A 19,633-nucleotide genomic window follows, 5' to 3' on the forward strand; every position below is an offset into this window, starting at 1 on the left:
CTGGACTCTAACTCGAAATAAAATGCAAGGAAAATGCGAATTTCTTGCAAAAAATCGTGCACGTGGAGTGAGCCGACATGTATCGTAGAACCGAAAGCCAGCTTCAGTTGTTCGAAGATTTCTACTTGCCGTTTGGCGGTAAATTAAATAAGGAGAACCGTTGGGTTCAACTGGCCGCTATCATCCCGTGGTGGCGGGCAGAAGAACTCTACGCGAAGTCGTTCAAGAAATCAATGCGCGGTCAGATCCCTTTGTCTGTTCGTATGGCTTTGGGAGCGCTGTACATTCAGGAACGTATGCAGCTCGATGATCGAGAGACGGTCCAGCAGATCACCGAAAATCCGTACTACCAGTACTTCCTTGGGCTGCCGGCGTTCCAAGATAAGCCTCCATTCCATCACTCGCTGTTGACCCATTTCCGCAAGCGATTGGGTGCGGATGTCATTGAACGAATCAACGATTGGATTTTGGAAGAGGACGCAGAGCGAAAGAAGCAGGAACAAAACAAGAACGATCCTCAAGATCCTCCAGGCAGCGGCCATGGCTCTGATGGAACATCCGTTAATGAAGACGGCAAAAGCAAAGAGAAACCATGCAACAAAGGCACCTTGATGCTCGACGCGACCTGCGCACCGGCCGACATCTCGTATCCGACCGATTTGAAATTATTGAACGAGGCGCGGGAAAAACTCGAAGCGATCATCGATGTTCTGCACGAGCCTTTCGTCGGGAAGGCCAAGAAACCGAGAACGTATCGTCAAACCGCCCGCAAACGCTACCTCGAGATCGCCAAGAAACGGCGAACGGGTGCCAAATCCATCCGGAAAGCGGTTGGCAAACAGCTTCGTTATGTTTCGCGTAATCTTCGCATCATCGAAATGCTGGCAGCGAAAAGCAGCTTGAATCAACTGGGTTCGCAGCAGTATCGGCAATTGCTCGTCATTTCCGAGCTGTATCGTCAACAACAAGAGATGTACGACAAACGGACACACTCGGTGGAAGATCGAATCGTCAGTCTTTCCCAACCGCATGTACGGCCGATTGTACGCGGGAAAGTGAATGCTCCCGTCGAGTTTGGGGCAAAGCTGGCGATCAGTCTGGTGGATGGTTACGCTCGAATGGAGAAGCTGTCCTGGGATAACTTCAACGAAAGCATGACACTGAAAGCTTCCGTGGAGTCGTTCGTCCAGCGATATGGGTGTTATCCGGAAGCCATTCTAGCCGACCAAATCTACCGAAACCGGGAGAACCTTCGCTATTGTAAGGAGCACGGCATCCGTCTGAGTGGTCCAAACTTAGGACGTCCGAAGAAAGAAGCGGAACCTGATCGGAACCAGGCCAGACAGGATGCTTCAATGCGTAACGCAATCGAAGGAAAATTCGGAGAAGGCAAACGCTCCTACGGACTGGGGCGTATTCGAGCACGCCTTCGAGAGACAAGCGAAACGGTCATTGCCCTGCAACTGCTTGTTATGAATCTCGAACGCAAGCTGCGCGTTCTCTTTTTGCCGATTTTCAGACTGCTGCTGAATCTGTGCCGTCAGCCTCTGTGGGCCTAAAGGCAATATGTGTGCGACTTGTTTTGCTATAACTGAATAACTTCAGGAAAAGCAAGGACTTTATAAAGAAAAGTCTAACTTTCTATCCGAGAACAGGAATGAGGAATCCATGTTTTCCAAAACTGTTCCGTTGAGACTCCTACATGCGTCTTGTTCGGCAGGGCATGAGGTATGAAGCTAGGTGAAGTCGGCAGAAGGAAGCTGGAGCCACCAATCAAGGAAGGTATGCTTACTGATATGCCGGACGGCTGAAAAATTGCCTATGGTGAGAATGTTCAAAGGGGAACTGACGAAACTCCGAATGTAAGAATCTAAATGCCTACCTCATGGAAACATGTTGACCAATGAATGTTGGGGCAAGTGGCGTAAAGTACAATTACATGTTAGGAAATACGCTATACCGAACAATGGCGGTATCAAGCTTGCAGGTTCAAAGGAGTCACCTAAGGGCAGTATGCATAGCTAGGATAGAAGGAACAAGGAAAGCAAGGGACGTTGCAACAATGGACTGCCGTCCAAGACGGTTGCTATAAGGTTACACCGAAATGCATTTACCCTTGTGAGAGTAGGGGCACGACCAATGAAACTTCCGTAATAGAAGTGGAGGAACAGCCCTGAGTCTTGTTACTTGACAACAACTTTCCAAAAGTGAACTGTATCGGTCGGGTATGAATGTGGGGACAATCTCTGCAAGGGGGTTGCCACAATACAGGCTCTGCGTTATTGGGATTACTATAATCTAACAGATACCTTTACAGACTTACACGAGCAGGCCAAGCAAGGAAAAACATTCAAACGTCTCTATGAACTAATCACATCAAGAGAAAATATCCTTCTTGCTTACCGTACAATCAAGTCAAATAAGGGATCTAAAACAGCAGGAACAGATGGCAAAACAATCGAGAATCTTAAAACAATGACAGACAGCGATCTTGTGAACCTTGTTAAAACAAAACTTAAGAATTACCAACCTAAAAAGGTTAGACGGGTCTTTATTCCAAAACCTAATGGGAGAAAGAGACCACTGGGAATTCCATGCATTCTAGATCGGCTAATACAGCAGTGCTTTAAGCAAGTACTTGAACCAATCGCCGAGGCGCACTTTTATAAACATAGTTATGGGTTCAGACCATTGCGCTCCACCCATAATGCATTGGCTAGAGTTCAATTTTTGATTAATAACGGGGGACTTCACTTTATCGTAGACATCGATATCAAAGGATTCTTCGATAACATTAATCATTCAACCTTGCTAAAGCAGATATGGAATCTTGGAATACACGATCGTAAGGTTTTACGGATTATCAGTCGAATGCTAAAAGCTGTAATAGAAGGTGAAGGTACTCCTGTAAAAGGAACCCCACAAGGAGGAATTTTATCCCCTTTACTTTCTAACATTGCACTGCACGATCTTGATACTTGGGTAGCTGGACAATGGGAGAATTTCCAAACAAAACATGCATATACGAAGAGGAATAAATATAATGCTCTTAAGAAGTCAAAGCTTAAAGAAGGATTCATCGTCAGATACGCCGATGACTTCAAAATCCTCTGTCGTGATTGGAAAACGGCCCAAAAATGGTTCCATGCCGTAAAACTTTATTTGAAAGATCGCCTTAAGTTGGACATTTCCCCTGAGAAATCAAAAATTCTGAATTTGAGGAAACAGAAATCTGAATTTCTCGGCTTTACAATTAAAGCTACAATGAAGGGGAAAAAGGCAGTTGCACATACCGGTGTGATTGAGAAGAAAAAACAACAGATTAAGATACAATATAAGAAACTTATTCAACATATTCAACAATCACCCTCAGCCGGTAATGTGCACAAATTCAATAGTTTTGTTCTCGGGATTCACAATTACTTTAGGAAAGCAACGCATGTGTTCATTGAGTTCTCACGACTTGCCTATGACCTGAAAAAGTTCACTTATAATCGTTTGAAACGGGCTGGTAAATACGAACATCCTGATAATCCACCTCCGACATATAGGAAGTTTTACTCAACCAGTTATCGCACGTTCAAGGTGGATGGAGTCTACTTATACCCGATAGTAGATGTAACTACCTCTAACAATCTGAACTTCAGTCAAGAGATAACTCCATTTACTGTCGAGGGGCGGAAGAGGATTACTAGAAAACTGGTTGGATTTGTACAATCAGAAATCATTATATTAATGAAATCAGACAATCCTCAACGCAGTGCAGAATACTTGGATAATCGGATTAGTAGGTACAGTATGGTCATGGGAAAATGCGAGATCACAGGTATATTCCTTTATGCAGACGATGTGCACTGTCATCATTATCTTCCAACTTACCTTGGTGGAGATGACAGCTACAATAACCTGAGGATCCTTCATCAAGATGTCCATACACTTATTCATGCCACAAACCAGGAAACGATTATGAAACTCATAAACATGCTTGGCCTAACAGGCAGCATGATTAAAAAGGTAAACCAATACCGCAAAATGAGTAACTTGGGCACTGTTGTTTAATTCAAGTAGCAAGATGGAACGCCGTGTGCGGTGAAAGTCGCATGCACGGTGTGGAGGTGGGGAAAAGGTGGCGAGCTATTTCAAAGCCTTACCTATACCTATTCAGCAAGCCCTATTTAAACTTTGAACCTTGATTGGCTTTATGCCTTTCAAGGTTTTTTATTTGGTAATCCTACATGCTCTCATTTTGAGCTAAGTAAGAGCGGCAGTAAGATTTTTGCACGGGTTAATCTGTGCAGAGGTCGGCTTTTTTGCATTTATAAAAAAATGAGAGGATGATTGGACGATGTTCAACGTATTCAAAAAAGAGAAAACAATGAGCGAAGAAATGGAAAGCTTTTTACAGCAGGAGAAGAAGCGCCATAAAAAAGCAGATGACTTTATTCAAATGATGACCGAAATCGTTCCCTATGTGGCCGAAGAAGTTTGGGGAACAACAGATCAGGAAATTCAGGTAAGTGACACGGTACGATTTGACCTGGTTACGAAGAGATTCCTTTCTGTAAATACAGGTACAGAACTTGACGTGTTGTTGCTTAAAGGTCAATCGTAGATGAGTCCGTATAATTGTGTAAAATAGCTTCTTCCAATAAATGAAGAGAGCCATGTTCAACCCCCTCAAGTAGAATGTAGTTGCTGACACAACAAACTAATGAGGTGGATTGAAAATGGCTCAATATCAGATTAACGTAGATTCGAATATTTTGCAGCAATTATTTATTGGAGATCGTAAAGATGCGGGTGTAGCCAAGCTGCTGGATTCCGTATTGAATCAAGTCTTACAAGCGCAGGTGACCGAACAGTTGGATGCAGAACGTTATGAGCGAGCAGAGGAGCGCAAGGGATATCGGAATGGGACATACCCGCATAAGCTCACAACACGTGTAGGCACGCTTACGCTTCATATTCCACGTATCCGGGATGGCAGGTTCTCTACGAATTTATTTGCCGGATACCAACGAAGCGAGCAAGCTTTTGTATTAGCCTTAATGGAGATGGTTGTCAATGGTGTCTCTACTCGCAAGGTGTCGCAGATTACCGAGGAACTGTGTGGCGCCGAATTCTCAAAGTCTACGGTGAGCGAGTTATGTAAGAAGCTTGATCCCATCGTACAAGCTTGGAGCCATCGTCCACTTGGTGACAGCCCGTTTCCATTTGTGCCAGTAGACGCCCATGTACTTGAAGGCACGTGAAGACGGTCGTGTACGCTCTCGTGGACTGTTGATCGCAACAGGAGTCAATACCGGCGGAACACAAGAAGTGCTTGGGCACATGCTCGGCGATTCGGAATCGGAAGAGACGTGGGGGGCCTTCTTCCAGGAACTGAAGCAGCGTGGGTTACGGGGCGTGGATTACATCGTTTCTAACCAGCATGGCGGGCTTGTGCGTGCGATCCGTCAGCATTTTCAGGGGGTTACATGGCAGCGATGCCAGACGCACTTTATTCGTAATGTGCTGGACGCAACACCGAAAAGTCTCAAGGAAGATGTGCACCGTGCCATCCGAGGCGTTTTAGATGCTCCGGACTTGGAGACAGCTCGGCTATTGCTGGATAAAACGTTAGAGACATACAGTGAGAAAGCGGAGCGAGCGATGCGTATACTGGAGTTAAGGTTTCGACGATGCTACGGCGGTAATGTCGATTCCAGAGAAGTACCGAAAACGTCTGCGTACGACAAACAGCCAAGAGCGTTTAAACGAGGAAGTACGGCGTCGTGAGCGTGTGATTCGTATCTTTCCAAACCGCGATTCTGCATACCGATTACTTGGAGCTTTGCTAATGGAGATAGATGAAAAGTGGAGCAATGGCCGAAAGTATCTGGATATGACGGATTATTTGGAATGGCGCAAAACACATGCTAAGACTTCTTCCAAGGTTGTACGGTTAAGCTAGAGCAACGAATTTTGCTTGAGGGAATTTACACATAATTTTGGACTTGACCGGTTGCAACCCGGTTCGAATGAAAAAATGCTCTAATGAATAACTCCACCAGAGCGCTTTCGGATTACAACCCTAAGAAATATTTTATGGTTTGAAGACAGGCTATAAAAGCATGTTTCATTTTTTTTGGAGGATTTGCAACAATTTCGTTTCGTCGTTTGTATACATAATAGAATGTCGCAAAACAGAAGGAATGCTGATATATTTGCAAGGGTAAATCAGGCTCTTTCTGTGCCCTTTCATTTTAAATAAAAATTATGGGAGGAAAGTACAATGAAAATTACGAAATCTATGATCACGGTTGCAAGCCTAGCGGCTTGTTTGTCGGTTGGCAGCATGAGTATTCAGGGTATTGCTTTTGCCAGCATTACCCCCGTGAAGTCGGTAGACGGCAACAAGGCCACGGATGCAATCAAGCCTGCGAAAAAGGAGAACGATCATCTGAAAGAAATTAGCGTTGCAGCGGGCAAAACGTTCGATATCACGCTGGAGGAAAATTTGACGACCGGATACTCCTGGAGCTATGCAACCGATAAAAATGGAATTAAACTTGTGGCAGAGAAGAGCCAAAAGCCTAAGCAGGGCGAGCCTTTCGCATTAGGTGCGGGGGACGAAAAAACATGGACGTTTAAAGCCGTCAAGCCGGGTATGTACACGTTGACATTTACCTACTCCCGGCCATGGGAAAAGGAGCAGAAGGCTGCGGAGACGAAAGTGTACACGATTAAAGTGACCGAACAGGATGAAGCTGAAAAACAGCAGTCTCCGGTTGTGCTGGTAGCGGATAAGGTAAACAGCGTGAAAACGGGGCAATTTTTCAGCGTAAACATGGAGGAGAACACATCGACCGGATACTCCTGGAGATATGCAACCGATAAAAATGGAATTAAACTTGTGACAGAGAAGAGCCAAAAGCCTAAGCAGGGCGAGCCTTTCGCATTAGGTGCGGGGGACGAAAAAACATGGACGTTTAAAGCCGCCAAGCCGGGTACGTACACGTTGACATTTACCTACTCCCGGCCATGGGAAAAGGAGCAGAAGCCTGCACAAATGTTAAATTATACGGTAAAAGTAAACTAACGCCCCGTTGCTTCACAACATGGGTTCCGCAAAAAATAAAAGGAGATCGTCCCTGCTCTTAGGAATGGGGGCGATTTCGTCTAATCATCGAATCATCAGGAGGAAGGCTTGGTAGGAGGTCAACATTGGATATCATTGAACAAGTATACAGCAATCCGAAGTATCGCTATATGCGATATATTTTGTCTTTGTGCAGTACGCTGCTGACACAGATTCGGAAATTGACCTCAAGGTCGAATTGCGGATATGCACATGCCGTGGCCAAGGATTCGACCGAGCAACAGGAAGGTATCCAGCAGAAAACAGAAAGGCTATTTGAGGAACACGGAACGGCCATCTTGCGTTTGTCGTATTCGTATTTGCACATTCTCACCGATGCCGAAGATGTACTGCAGGATACGTTGTTACAATACATGCGGTCTGTCCCTCGTTTCGAAAATGCGGCACATGAAAAAGCGTGGCTGCTGCGGGTGGCAATCAACATCAGCAAAAATAAAATCAAGTCTAAAGAGAAGCTCGACGACGCCGAACTGGACGAAGGGCTACTTTCAGACGATGAGCAGGATTTGAAGTTCGTATGGGAGGCAGTAAGCAGCCTGACGGTCATCTATCGCGAAGTGCTGCATCTGTTTTACCAGGAAGGGTATTCGACCGCGCAGATTGCACGGATATTAGACAAAAAAGAAACGACGATCCGTTCGCTTTTGCACCGAGCCAGAGAGAAGCTCAAAATCGTTTTGAAGGAGGATTATGACTTTGCCGAATAAATATAACGAGATCATGAGCAGGGTAACAGTCACTCCGGATATGCACGAGCGGATCATGCGAAACATTCGCAGCGCGGACTTGACCCCCCAAGAAAAACGGTCTCGGAGATTGTTTAATCATGCCAAAAGAGTCACTTACGTGGCTGCTTGCTGCCTGGTTCTCCTCACCGGTACCCTAGTGACTACGTATTATTATCATCAGGATGACACCGTCCCCAACGTCCAGGGCCCTGGCCCCGAGCTAGCATCGCCTGGCATTAACGAGTATTCGTCGCTGCAGGAGCTTGTGGCTGGCATAGGGTTTGAAGTAACTGGTATTGGGGAAATTCCGTTTGAAGTGTAGAACACGAGTTACTTGTCACTAGGCGTAGAGACGGCTCAAATTCGTTATAGCGGTGCCGATAACAGCCTGACGTTTAGGATTTCGCCCGGCACGAACGATAATAGTGGCAACTATGAAGAGTATGGTGACGCGAACATCATTCAAATCGGAAATGAACAGGTGACCATCAAAGGCAATCAGGGCAAATATGAACTGGCAACATGGAACTCGCATGGATTTTCGTATTCCTTGAGCCTGAAGAAAGGCGTCAGTGAAGAAGAATTGGTGTCCATGATCAAGTCAGTGCGGTAATACTTTCAAACTTTTGGAAAAAAACGAGCCCTTCCGTTCCCCATGATGGAGCGAATGGGCTGAACTATTTTTTTCGAAATGCAGAGCTGCGTTCATTTTGGGACCATAATAAACGCATCCGCATGTAAGTGTGCCCGAGAGGCGGAGATAACCTCCCAATGGATGGTACGTGAAGCGTGTGATCGAATGTGAACGCTCGCCAAAACGTTGACCACTTTGCTCAACATAAAGTTATCCACCCGGGAGATTGAACACACATCATCATTTTCATACCTATTAGGGGTCCCGCCAACATTCGTTAAAATGTTGGCGCTGGGTGGTGCCGATCCCGGTGTATGAAAGCCATGAGCAGTTGGCCGCCGATTTTGCGAAGCAGGCTCGGCAAGATCGGGAGCGCGTGCATGATGCCAAAAAGACACGGATTGCTGAACTGTGGGAAACGGATCGCCAGCATCTACTATCCTTGCCGGACAAGGGATTCGAGCACCCATAGAGGGTAGATTACTAAAGTAACGTTGCGACTGATGACTAAAGTTTCTATCTTCGGTTTTGTTGCAAGCATAAAATGAAGTTGCAGGCCAAAATAACGAGACTTTAGGAGTGTTCGCGAATGATGAAGAGAGTCTTATCCTGGAAAAATTCTGCACTATTTTATGCGTGTACCGTATTGGCAATCACTTGGCTGGTTACTATTATTTTATTCATAAGCCCGTCTATAGGTTTAAAATTATTTTCAACCGTTATGTTTATACCAGCCGTTGTAGCAATTATTTTTAAAAAATTGCTTAATAAAGGTACCAATGATTTAAAGCAGAGATTTAATTTAAAATCACTGATATTCGGTATATGTTATCCGATTTTATTTATACTCCTGTGTGCGATTCTGTCACAAATTACGGGTATAGGAAAATTCAACGTTGAGAAAATTCCCGATTCAAAAATGGCGATTACCATTGTTGTTACAATTATCGTCAATCTTGTTACCGTACTAGGAGAGGAATATGGATGGCGGGGTTATTTGCTTCCCGAGCTGACAAAACAAATTGGTAAATTGAAGGCGACGGTTATTGTAGGCATCATTTGGGCATTATATCATGCCCCGGCCGTTTATTTGTTAGCAAAAGCAACTGGCATGAGCCATCCGTTTTTACTATGTATGGTTCAAGCGTGCGTAGCATTTACGATTAGTTTTCCAATCTCATACTGCTATTACTTGTCAGGCAACCTAATCCCCGTGCTGTTTTTTCACTCCATTTGGAATGTAACCAATACGACAGTACTCGGTAATATTTACACCAACAAACCCGGTATCGTTGAAGGCAATTTGCTAGTGATTAATGCAGAAGGTATACTAGGTCTTGTAATGGGTGCAATAACTCTTTACTGGTTTGCCAAACATTTGAGGAAAGAACATAACATGCAGCATGTAACGGGAATGAATTGAGCAAATAAGGAAATTGAGTCCGGCACGGTGAACCTCGATGTTATTTGTATAAACGGCATCATTTTTCTGCCAAGGCTTGTTCCTCCCTTCGGGTATACCATTGAAAACAGCGGATACGTATACCTCATTGCAGGCGCCGCAATTATTGTCATTACAAAATGGATGGATCGCAAGTATCGATTCAAAAACGCCTGCGTCAGGGCATCCAAGTTCTTGATACGGACCTGACCATTTTGATTAAACGGAGAGGTGAAAAACACAATTTTATAAAAACCATTTTCCCTTCCAATTATCTCTTATCTCTAGATGCTGAAGGAGTGCACTCCAACCCTTTACTTCTAAAGGCACGATCGATGTAACTCGGAAGGTCGGCAACAACGTTATAAGCGATGCGAATAGAGGTTGAGAGAAGCCCACCCAATTACTTCATCAGTGCATTCAACCACAATAACAGGCATAACGTTCCTGATGTTGTTGAAACCAGTTGGTAAAGATACAGACATAGAATTTTTCAAGTAGGGCTGAGGAATCTCGATTTGTTTATCTAAACATTATTATATGAATTGACCATGTGCTTTTGGGAAAATCTCAATAATAATGTTAAAAAATACGAAAAGTCTCAAATTATCATGTGAATTATCTCACTCGTAGCAATAATAATAAGTGTTTTAGCAATTTATTGGTCTCAAATTATAACTGTAACTCACATTGTCAGTTGTGAGTCTGGTTATAGTTCAGAGTGATTACAGTGCTAACCTGTTGATGACGCATACGCTGCATGTGTGAAGAAGTTACCAGGTTTATATGGGCCTCGTGCTCCTGCAACTTGCCCTCCAAAGTATGCAACTGCACCTGATGGAAGAAGCACTGGTGAACTGGTCAAAATTGAGGCGAGAAATGAAAAAAATGATAAGGCAACTCTTGCAGTAGTAGCTGCAGCTTTATCTACTGCTACGAAAGCTCCATACAGCACAATTCTCGCTGCAATAAGTGCAGCCGTAGGTTTTACAGCTACTGATGTATACTACGTCGCAGCAAATTATCGTGTCTGGAGTTATGGAACATCAGTCACCTGATATAGATGGCGAGATGGCGCACGGGCGGAAGCATTTGCTTTGGATAGCGCGGCTTCCGATTCTGGTTGTTATTTTCTCGGACTGCGGCCCCTTCCGGGCTTTTTTTAATTTTGTAAATTGAGAAACAGGTTATTGCCAAATACGTGAACAAAGGTTACAGTAATAAAGCGAGTCGTTCATGATGTGATTCCAATCTATCGTTTTTCGTAAGGAGGGAAGCGGATAGAGCATCGTTGTACATAGGCGAAGCGGAGTTGGTATGAAATATTGTAAAGACGCTCGTATCATTTGATTGCCAAAATGGGATTGAATACAACGGGAGGGTTGCTGGAATGAAGAAATTGAAAGCGTTAACATGTTTTCTTGCCGTCATGCTGCTGAGCAGCGCATTCTCCATGGCGGCCTCGGCGGAGGCGCAAGGGGCGAAGCTGAAGCTGCGGTTGATGGAGACGACCGACATTCATACACATATTGTGAATCATGATTACTACCAGGACACGGAGACCGACGAATTCGGCCTGGCGAAGACGGCTTCGCTCATTACGATGGCGCGCCAAGAGGCGGCGAACAGCATGCTGTTCGACAACGGCGACCTGATTCAAGGCAATCCGCTGGGGGATTACGCGGCCAAAATCAAGCCGCTTCAGGACGGCGAGATCCATCCGGTATTCAAAGCGATGAATCTGCTGAAGTACGATGCGGCCGGAATCGGGAATCATGAGTTCAACTATGGTCTGGAGTTCCTCGATCGCAGCTTGAAGGGCTCCGCGTTCCCTTACGTGAATGCCAATGTTTACATCGATGATGGGGACAACAACCCGGACAACGATAAAAACTATTTCAAGCCTTATGAAATCTTGCCGAGAACATTCAAGGATGAAGCCGGTCAAGACGTTACGCTGAAGATCGGGGTCATCGGATTTGTGCCGCCGAAGGTGATGGAGTGGGACAAGGCGAACCTGGAAGGCAAGGTCGTCGTGAAGGACATTATCGAGACCGCGGAGAAGTTCGTGCCGAAGATGAAGCAGGAAGGCGCCGATCTCATCGTCGCGATTCCTCACTCCGGCTTCGACAGCAGCCCGCGGAAGGGCAATGATGACAACACGGTCTACTATTTGACCCAGGTCAAGGGAATCGTCGCGGTCATGTTCGGGCATGACCACAACGTCTTCCCGAGTCCGGACTTCGAGAACATCGAGGGAGTCGATGTGAAGAAAGGAACCATTCACGGGACTCCTGCGGTCATGCCGGGATTCTGGGGAGATCATCTTGGCATCATCGATCTGACCTTGGAGAAGTCAGACGGGAAATGGACGGTCGTCGACAGTCAGTCCGAAGCCCGTCCGATCTACGATAAAGCGAATAAGAAGCCGCTGGTCGATGCCGATCAGCGCATCGTGGATGCCGTGAAGGCGGATCACGAAGGCACGGTCGAATATGTGCGCCAGCCGATTGGGGAGACCACGGCGCCGATCAACAGCTTCTTCTCCGTCGTGCGCGACGATCCGTCCGTTCAGATCGTCTCCAACGCCCAGAAATGGTATACGGAAAAATATATTCAAGGCACTTCCTATGAGGGCATTCCGGTTCTGTCGGCGGCAGCTCCGTTCAAGGCAGGCGGACGCTGGGGTCCGAGCTATTTCACCGATATTCCGGCAGGGACGCTGGCCGTGAAGAGCGCCGCTGATCTGTATGTGTATCCGAATACGGTGAATGTCGTGCTGCTCAATGGCGATGAAGTAAAAGAATGGCTGGAGCATGCGGCGGGGCAATTCAACCAGATTGTGGCGGGCAAGGCCGGAGAGCAGGCGCTCATCAATGAAGAGTTCCCGACGTATCTGTTCGATGCCATCGACGGCGTTACGTACCAGATCGACGTGACGCAGCCTGCCCGCTACAATCGGCAGGGCCAACTGGCGGCTCCGGATTCGCACCGGATCGTCAATCTGCAATATAACGGGAAGCCGGTGACGAAGGATCAGAAATTCCTGGTTGCAACGAACAACTACCGTGCGAGCGGCGGAGGCAACTTCCCGAATCTGGACGGTTCCAACATCGTTATCTCTTCGCCGGACGAGACACGGCAAATCTTGATCGATTACATCGCGCAGAACAAAAAAATCAATCCGACCGCAGATAACAACTGGTCCTTCGTCCCGATTCAAGGGGAGGCCAATGTCACGTTCCGGACGTCTCCGAAGGCTCAAGAGGCGGCGGCTCAAGCCGGAGGCATGCAATTCATCGGGCTGGAGAGCGACGGCTTCGTCAAGTTCTCGCTGGACATGTCGGCGGGCGAGGAGCAGCAGACGACGCCGGAGAAGCCATCCGCTTCGGATGCTCTTGTTCCGGTGCGGACGAAGGCGAAGGAGGCCGGCATCGACATCGTCTATAACAACAAGACGAAGACGGTAACCTTGACCAAAGGCGATGCCACTGTCATTTATATATTGAATTCGCACGAGATTCAGGTGAATGGCCAGAAGCAGCCGGTTCAATCGAAGCTGACGGACAATCGGCTGTGGCTTCCGGAATCGATCCTGCAATCATTGAGCGCGTCCGCTCCGGCAGCGAGCTAAGACGCGAACCGGATGCGGAAAGACCCTGTCTTTATTGGACAGGGTCTTTCTATATCGGAAGCGCTACTTCGGATTAATATACTTGTAGGCGCCGCTATGGCGAATCTCCGCGTTAATCTGGATTGAGGCGATCGAGTCGGGAGTGAGCCGAATATCTTTTCCGTTGCCGAGCGCTTTCCACAGTTTCAGCTTCTTGCGGTATACCTCGTTTTTCAAGTTATATATATCAATGCCATGCTCCAACCCCTTCTCGAACGTATGGCGGATATCATTTTCGATTTTTTCGTTCAGCATGCGGCGCAGCTTCGCAACCGGAATATTTTCAAGCATTTCGTCCAGATGTCCGGATACCTTCAGGCTGATGTGAAAGACGGGCTGATTGTTCTTCAGCGATACTTGAATCCGGCTCATCGGATAGTACATCGACAGGACGGCAGCCGGCTCTTCTTCCTTGCCGACGAAGACGGGGGTGCGCGCCGTTGTCCTTGTCAGCCAGCGCAGTCCCATCAGATCTCTCCATGACATCCATTTCTTCTTTTTCCCGTTCACGATGATATAAGCCCCGTTGATCAAGTACTGTCCGCTTGGCTTCCCATTCTCGACCCATTGCGTCTCTTGCGTGATCAATGACGGGAGGATAACGGAGGAATCCGGTTCTCCCAGTTCCGATGTCACCTTCTGCAGCGCAAGCGGGGCGATGAAGGAGCTCTGCTGATAGACGTCCTCCGGGTGATGAAGCAGAGACGTGAGCGGCGAAATGTTGAACACATTCGTGACCGACAGCAGCTTGTCTTGGGGCTCCTTCGTGCCGAACACCCAGGGCGTATAACGAACTTCCCGGTATCGGCGCAGCGCGTCCATCAGGTGGTTGATATCATGCTTCAACGCTCTCTCCGTTATAATAATGGCGGAGGTGTGCTCGAACAGAACGCGCAGCGGGGAGGCGGTGTAAATGGCGTTAATGGCCATGTCCAGCGTGTAGCCCGAGGCGCGTCCAACCCAGATCGGAGCAGGCTCATTCGCTTTGTTCTCCTGCCTGGCGACGTTCATGAAGTCGAGCGATTGCGTGTAGATGACGTATTTCCCGCCCTCGTAGTCGATCCCGATGGCCGCAATGTAGTTAATGTCCTGAATATTTTTGGCATCCCAGCAGCCGGGCAGACCGAGAAGGATCATTACCGCGAGCGGAAGGATGACCAACCGCTTCCATCTGGCGTTCATCTCAAGAGTCCTCCTCCTTTCTCGTGTCGTCCTGGCCCCGCGTCAAGATCTGGGAGCGGTACTTATCCATATTGAGCGGTACGCGGAGCAGCGCCTTCCACATATCTCTCCATCTGGGCGGCGATACGGGGGCAAGGTACGGAATGCCGTAAGACATAATCGATGACAAATAGAGTAAAATGGCCATCACCGATAAGAAGAAGCCGAACATGCCCAGCAGCGAGCTGGCCAGCAGCACGCCCAGCCGCAGCACGCTCACCGTTCCGCTCAAAGACTGATTGATTAGGGTGAAGGTCGCTACGGCCGTGACCGCCGCGACGACCAGCGTCGTCGGAGAAGCGAGCCCCGCCCGGATCGAGGCGTCTCCCACAATCAAGCCGCCGACGACGGCTAGCGTCTGCCCCACGGCCTTCGGCAGGCGAATGCCGGCCTCACGGAATAATTCGAACATGCCTAGCATCAACAGCAATTCCATCGTCGCCGACAACGGCAGGCCACTCCGGGCAGTCGACACGGTCGCCAGGAGCGGGAACGGGAGCTGCTCTACATTGTAAGCGCTGAGGGCCAGCCAGTAGCCAGGGGTGAAGATGGAGATGACAAGTCCGCACAAGCGTATAATACGCTGGAAGCTGACGAAGAAAGTCGGAAAATGAACATCTTCCGGCGACTTCAGGAGCAGCCACAGGCTGGAAGGCCCGATAAGCGCCATAGGCGAGCCGTCGACAAGGATGACGAATCTTCCGCGGCTCAGGGCCTCCACCACATAATCAGGGCGTCCGATGTAATCCATCAGCGGGAACATGGAATAATTGGAGTTCACCATCAATTCGCCCAGTTGGGAACTGCCGACGATTATATCGGTATCGATCGCATGAAGCTGCTTCCTTACGATATCGACCAGATCCGGCCGAATGACATCCTGCATGTAGAGCAGGCCGACCTCGGTCTGCGAGCGCCTGCCGATAATAAACGTCTCATAGTTCACGGACTGGGTGCGAAGACGCTTGCGGACGAGTGCTATATTCGTTGCCAGATTTTCCGTAAATCCATCCTTCGGGCCTTTGATGGAGACTTCTGTATTGGATTCTTCCGGCTTCCGCTCCGGCCGCTCGGAAATATCGATGAAGTAGACTTCATTGTCACCATGCACATACACGAGCAGTTCTCCGGCGAACAGCTTGCGTTCCATCTCTGTCAGCCCCGATCCCGGGGGCATGGGAAGCAGAGGAATGAACCGGTTGCGTGCGACCGCCCGAGATACGGACGTGGCCTCCTGCAGCATACGCTGCAGCGCCGGCACGACAGCCTGATTCAACTGCTTCATATCGGTCAGTCCGGAGCAGTAGATTAAGGTGAGATTGAACGTTTTTGCAGCCGAACCGAATTCGTAGTTTTCTGACTTGATATCGGAGCATTCCGCGAAATAATCTCGAATGACTTTGAGCGTAAGCGGAGAAGAGGGTGACGAATTGGCGCCCATGTCTGCAGCCTCCTTGCTTATAAGTCTTTGGGGCGCGGCTTCGTGCCGCGCCGGGAACGGAACCAGCTCATCAGTATCAGGAACAGGGATAACAGGGTAAAGCCTGCGGTTGTTCCGGGTAAAACGAATAATTCGAGAACTTTGAAAAACAACATATCGCTTAGATGCAAATTGGCGGCAATCAGCAAGGTTACCCCCGCAAAGATGCACATCAGCATCCGATGGTAGAGCGAATGGAGCGGAAGCAGTTCCACGATCAGAAAAAGCATGAACGAAATGCGGATGAACGCGCCCGACATCCATTGATAAATGGACAGAAAATCGATATGTTCAATATATTTGCTGACGGTAACCAATCTCCACTGCTCGAATGCCGGGTATCGGATATTGACAGCTTCTTTGATGCCGAAGTTCGTAATCGATCCGATGAGCGGCCCTATCGTCAATCCGCATAAAATCAAAGCGAGCACCGCGATTCCCCAGAAGCGAGGCGTCTTGGATATCCGGTGCTGAATAAGGATCAAAAGGAACAGTTCGGCCAGGCCCGCTCCGATGTACAGCGTTCCGCGAACCGCCGGCATATACCCGTGCTCGAACAGCGGGAACATTAAGGAGTAGTCTTTATATTTGGCGTTGGCGAACATGATGAAGTATCCGAACAGGAGGACAAACGGAAGCAGGATCCCCGAACAAATGGCAATGGAGCGCAGGCCGGCCAGTGCCCCGAAAATACAGAGAAGCAGAAGCGATACCGTAAGAACGAATAGGGGGGTCTGCGGTAAATACGATGTTCTGGCCCAGTTCACGGTATCCTTCACCGTGACAAACGCGCTGATCCATAAGTACAGCCCAAGAACGGCCGTAACGCACCAGGCAACCGCAGGGCCGAAGGTCTCCTTCATCCAAGGGAACAACGCCTGCTGACCCTTGGCCTTCATCAGCCTCTGGAGCAAGGGTATCCAACTCAGAACGATAAGCATCAGCATCATAACGCTCAACCATCCGTCACGGCCGGCTTGCTGAACCAGGATCGGAATAATGATGACATGATTCAGGAGCCCGGTTGACAGCATCATGATGAAGCATAATTGGAGATAGGTGATAAATTCCGAGCCGCGGTTCATGGAGATCATCCTTTTTGGGTCTGATTGACATCCTTAGAATGAACCGGCAAGGAAAAAATTAATCATTAAAGTGGAAAAAGCTATAGCCAAACGGGACGGTTCCGCCTATAATACAGCTAAATAACTTAAAGGCAATGCTACCGGACAGGTACAACCTCGTGATCTATCGCGCTGGCTGTGCCTTTTTTTGTTGTCCGGCCATGCCTTCGGTTATGGCATATTGAGAAGAGGTACAAGGGAGTGGGCACATGCAAAGGGAAGCGGTGTATCATCGTTCCAAGCAAAATTGGTCGTATGCCTATGATCGCGAGACGATCCATCTCCGGCTCCGCACGAAGCGGGATGATGCCGTGAAGGTGGAAGCGATCGTGGTGGACAAATATGCGTTCAAAGATTCGACAGAGTTCATTCCGATGCATATTTTTGCTTCGGATGCCTTGTTCGATTATTGGGAGGCTGCGTACCGTCCGCCGTACCGGCGGTTGCGCTACGCGTTCCGGATTCAGGGCAAGGACGAGCAGGTATATTTGACGGAACGCGGGTTTTTCGAGGACTTGCCTTGGGACTACTTCGAGTCGTTCGAGTATCCGTTCCTCCATCCGAACGATATGTTCGAAGCGCCTGCCTGGGTGAAGGAGGCCGTCTTCTATCAGATCTTCCCGGAGCGGTTCGCGAACGGCGATCCAGCCAACGACCCGGAGAAGACCGAGGCATGGGGCGGGGAACCGAAGCCGGACAATTTCTTCGGCGGCGACCTGCAAGGGGTTCTGGATCATCTTGATTATTTAACGGAGTTAGGCATTAATGCCATTTACTTTACGCCGATCTTCGAAGCGACGACGAACCATAAGTACGACACGCGGGATTATTTGAAGGTGGACAGACATTTCGGCACGAATGAGAAGCTGAAGGAATTGATCGTGGCGTGCCATAAGCGGGGAATCCGGGTCCTGCTGGACGCGGTGTTCAATCATGCCGGCCGCACGTTCCCTCCATTCGTCGACGTGATGGAGAAGGGGAGCGAATCCCCGTATGCGGACTGGTTCTACGTGAGAGACTATCCGCTCCGCGTCGTGGACGGCAAGCCGACCTATGAGACGTTCGCCTTCGAGCCGCTGATGCCGAAGCTCAATACGAGCCATCCGGAGGTGAAGCGGTATTTGCTGGAGGTGGCGAGATATTGGGTAGAGGAGATCGGCATTGACGGCTGGCGGCTCGATGTGGCCAATGAGGTCGATCATCAATTCTGGCGCGAATTCCGGCAAGTCGTCAAGCAGGCCAATCCGGACGCCTATATTTTGGGGGAAATATGGCATGATTCGATGATGTGGCTGCAGGGGGACCAGTTCGATGCCGTCATGAATTACCCGTTCACGGATGCGGTGCTGAACTTCTTCGCCCGTCAGACGACGGATGCCCGCGCGTTCGCGGATTCTATCGGATCGATTCTGGCGAGCTATCCGCAGCCGGTGACCGAAGTGTCCTTCAATCTGCTCGACAGCCACGATACGCCGCGCCTGCTGACGCTCTGCGAGGGAGATGTCCGTCCGATGAAGCTGGCGGCGTTATTCCAGTTCACTTATCCGGGGACCCCTTGCATCTACTATGGAGACGAGATCGGCCTGGAGGGCGGACCGGATCCAGGCTGCCGCAAATGCATGATATGGGATGAAGCGGAACAAGACCGTGATCTGTTCGCCTTCTACCAGCGCATGATCGCGCTTCGCCGCAAGCATGAGTCCTTGCGATCCGCGCGGGTTCGCTTCCTGCATGCCGAAGCGGAGGGAAGAACGTTGATGTATGAATTAACGGGATCCGACGCTTGCTTCCTGATCGCGATGAATGCAGCTGACGCTCCGGCGAAGCTCCGGCTGGAGGCGGGAACGGACACAGAGGGTTCATGGTCGCTGGAATACGGAGAAGGCAGCACCATTGCCGCTCAGCCGGACATGCTGGAGATAGCCTTGGATGGGTACGGTTTTGCGGTCCTCTGCATGAAAAGCAATATTGACAATCCCCGATGAAAACGTATACAATGCAACTATGACAAGTACAATTTAAGGGCAATGCTTTCGGCGGCTTAGCCGAACAACCCCGGTATTCTCTTTGAAGCTTGAGTGAAGAGATACCGGGGTTATTTTGTATTATGACGGGCCAGGGAGTTATTGCCGGATAAGGGGATGATGCGTACGGCAGGGTGTCCTGCGTCCATTTGTGCAATCGTTTGAAT

At 48.7% G+C, this 19,633-nt stretch carries 14 protein-coding genes and 1 pseudogene; 12 read left to right on the forward strand and 3 right to left on the reverse strand.

Annotated elements, in window-relative coordinates; genetic code table 11:
* The first annotated feature begins 77 nt into the window (after nucleotides 1-77).
* From OCY70_RS10820 to OCY70_RS10870, 11 genes and pseudogenes are all read left to right on the forward strand, one after another.
* The gene (locus OCY70_RS10820) at nucleotides 78-1,559 is read left to right on the forward strand and encodes an IS5 family transposase (RefSeq protein ID WP_261944843.1); all 1,482 of its coding nucleotides are present in this window, start codon (nucleotides 78-80) and stop codon (nucleotides 1,557-1,559) included.
* Nucleotides 1,560-2,265: 706 nt separating this feature from the next.
* Complete coding sequence (ltrA, locus tag OCY70_RS10825; RefSeq protein ID WP_213431462.1) at nucleotides 2,266-4,059, forward strand: group II intron reverse transcriptase/maturase; 1,794 nt, start codon at nucleotides 2,266-2,268, stop codon at nucleotides 4,057-4,059.
* Nucleotides 4,060-4,345: 286 nt separating this feature from the next.
* Nucleotides 4,346-4,612, forward strand: coding sequence for a hypothetical protein (locus OCY70_RS10830; RefSeq protein WP_213427435.1), 267 nt, complete (start codon nucleotides 4,346-4,348; stop codon nucleotides 4,610-4,612).
* Nucleotides 4,613-4,727: 115 nt separating this feature from the next.
* Nucleotides 4,728-5,953 (forward strand): annotated as a pseudogene (locus OCY70_RS10835) (IS256 family transposase).
* A gap of 321 nt (nucleotides 5,954-6,274) precedes the next feature.
* A complete protein-coding gene (locus OCY70_RS10840; protein ID WP_213427434.1) occupies nucleotides 6,275-7,081 on the forward strand; it encodes a protease inhibitor I42 family protein in 807 nt (268 codons plus the stop codon).
* Between the two features lie 125 nt (nucleotides 7,082-7,206).
* On the forward strand, nucleotides 7,207-7,848 hold the full coding sequence (locus OCY70_RS10845; protein WP_261944844.1) for an RNA polymerase sigma factor: 642 nt from the start codon (nucleotides 7,207-7,209) through the stop codon (nucleotides 7,846-7,848).
* Nucleotides 7,849-8,203: 355 nt separating this feature from the next.
* Nucleotides 8,204-8,482, forward strand: a complete 279-nt coding sequence (locus OCY70_RS10850) for a DUF4367 domain-containing protein (RefSeq protein ID WP_213427433.1) — start codon at nucleotides 8,204-8,206, stop codon at nucleotides 8,480-8,482.
* A gap of 331 nt (nucleotides 8,483-8,813) precedes the next feature.
* Nucleotides 8,814-8,975: a hypothetical protein gene (locus OCY70_RS10855; protein ID WP_213427432.1), complete on the forward strand. Its 162-nt coding sequence runs from the start codon at nucleotides 8,814-8,816 to the stop codon at nucleotides 8,973-8,975.
* Between the two features lie 117 nt (nucleotides 8,976-9,092).
* On the forward strand, nucleotides 9,093-9,926 hold the full coding sequence (locus tag OCY70_RS10860) for a CPBP family intramembrane glutamic endopeptidase (protein ID WP_213427431.1): 834 nt from the start codon (nucleotides 9,093-9,095) through the stop codon (nucleotides 9,924-9,926).
* A gap of 782 nt (nucleotides 9,927-10,708) precedes the next feature.
* A complete protein-coding gene (locus OCY70_RS10865) occupies nucleotides 10,709-11,002 on the forward strand; it encodes a hypothetical protein (RefSeq protein ID WP_213427430.1) in 294 nt (97 codons plus the stop codon).
* Between the two features lie 332 nt (nucleotides 11,003-11,334).
* The gene (locus OCY70_RS10870; RefSeq protein WP_213427429.1) at nucleotides 11,335-13,578 is read left to right on the forward strand and encodes a bifunctional 2',3'-cyclic-nucleotide 2'-phosphodiesterase/3'-nucleotidase; all 2,244 of its coding nucleotides are present in this window, start codon (nucleotides 11,335-11,337) and stop codon (nucleotides 13,576-13,578) included.
* 63 nt (nucleotides 13,579-13,641) lie between these two features.
* Here the strand turns inward: OCY70_RS10870 and OCY70_RS10875 are convergent, their stop codons facing one another.
* The 3 genes from OCY70_RS10875 to OCY70_RS10885 are packed head-to-tail and all read right to left on the reverse strand — an operon-like array spanning nucleotide 13,642 to nucleotide 17,403.
* Nucleotides 13,642-14,799, reverse strand: coding sequence for a Ger(x)C family spore germination protein (locus OCY70_RS10875; protein ID WP_261944845.1), 1,158 nt, complete (start codon nucleotides 14,797-14,799; stop codon nucleotides 13,642-13,644).
* A 1-nt stretch (nucleotide 14,800) separates the two neighbouring features.
* The gene (locus OCY70_RS10880; protein ID WP_213427427.1) at nucleotides 14,801-16,279 is read right to left on the reverse strand and encodes a spore germination protein; all 1,479 of its coding nucleotides are present in this window, start codon (nucleotides 16,277-16,279) and stop codon (nucleotides 14,801-14,803) included.
* A gap of 17 nt (nucleotides 16,280-16,296) precedes the next feature.
* Nucleotides 16,297-17,403 (reverse strand): GerAB/ArcD/ProY family transporter, encoded by a 1,107-nt coding sequence (locus tag OCY70_RS10885; protein WP_249724815.1) that lies wholly within the window; start codon nucleotides 17,401-17,403, stop codon nucleotides 16,297-16,299.
* Between the two features lie 248 nt (nucleotides 17,404-17,651).
* Here OCY70_RS10885 and OCY70_RS10890 point away from each other — a divergent pair, with 248 nt between their 5' ends.
* Nucleotides 17,652-19,427, forward strand: a complete 1,776-nt coding sequence (locus OCY70_RS10890; protein WP_213427425.1) for a glycoside hydrolase family 13 protein — start codon at nucleotides 17,652-17,654, stop codon at nucleotides 19,425-19,427.
* Nucleotides 19,428-19,633 lie beyond the last annotated feature (206 nt).

Source organism: Paenibacillus melissococcoides (assembly GCA_944800085.1).
Taxonomy (GTDB): domain Bacteria; phylum Bacillota; class Bacilli; order Paenibacillales; family Paenibacillaceae; genus Paenibacillus_B; species Paenibacillus_B melissococcoides.

Excerpts from the sequence above, each read along its gene's own strand:
- OCY70_RS10820 (WP_261944843.1), top strand. The coding sequence starts at position 78 with ATGTATCGTAGAACCGAAAGCCAGCTTCAGTTGTTCGAAGATTTCTAC.
- OCY70_RS10830 (WP_213427435.1), top strand. The coding sequence starts at position 4,346 with ATGTTCAACGTATTCAAAAAAGAGAAAACAATGAGCGAAGAAATGGAA.
- OCY70_RS10840 (WP_213427434.1), top strand. The coding sequence starts at position 6,275 with ATGAAAATTACGAAATCTATGATCACGGTTGCAAGCCTAGCGGCTTGT.
- OCY70_RS10860 (WP_213427431.1), top strand. The coding sequence starts at position 9,093 with ATGATGAAGAGAGTCTTATCCTGGAAAAATTCTGCACTATTTTATGCG.
- OCY70_RS10870 (WP_213427429.1), top strand. The coding sequence starts at position 11,335 with ATGAAGAAATTGAAAGCGTTAACATGTTTTCTTGCCGTCATGCTGCTG.
- OCY70_RS10875 (WP_261944845.1), bottom strand. The coding sequence starts at position 14,799 with ATGAACGCCAGATGGAAGCGGTTGGTCATCCTTCCGCTCGCGGTAATG.
- OCY70_RS10880 (WP_213427427.1), bottom strand. The coding sequence starts at position 16,279 with ATGGGCGCCAATTCGTCACCCTCTTCTCCGCTTACGCTCAAAGTCATT.
- OCY70_RS10885 (WP_249724815.1), bottom strand. The coding sequence starts at position 17,403 with ATGAACCGCGGCTCGGAATTTATCACCTATCTCCAATTATGCTTCATC.
- OCY70_RS10890 (WP_213427425.1), top strand. The coding sequence starts at position 17,652 with ATGCAAAGGGAAGCGGTGTATCATCGTTCCAAGCAAAATTGGTCGTAT.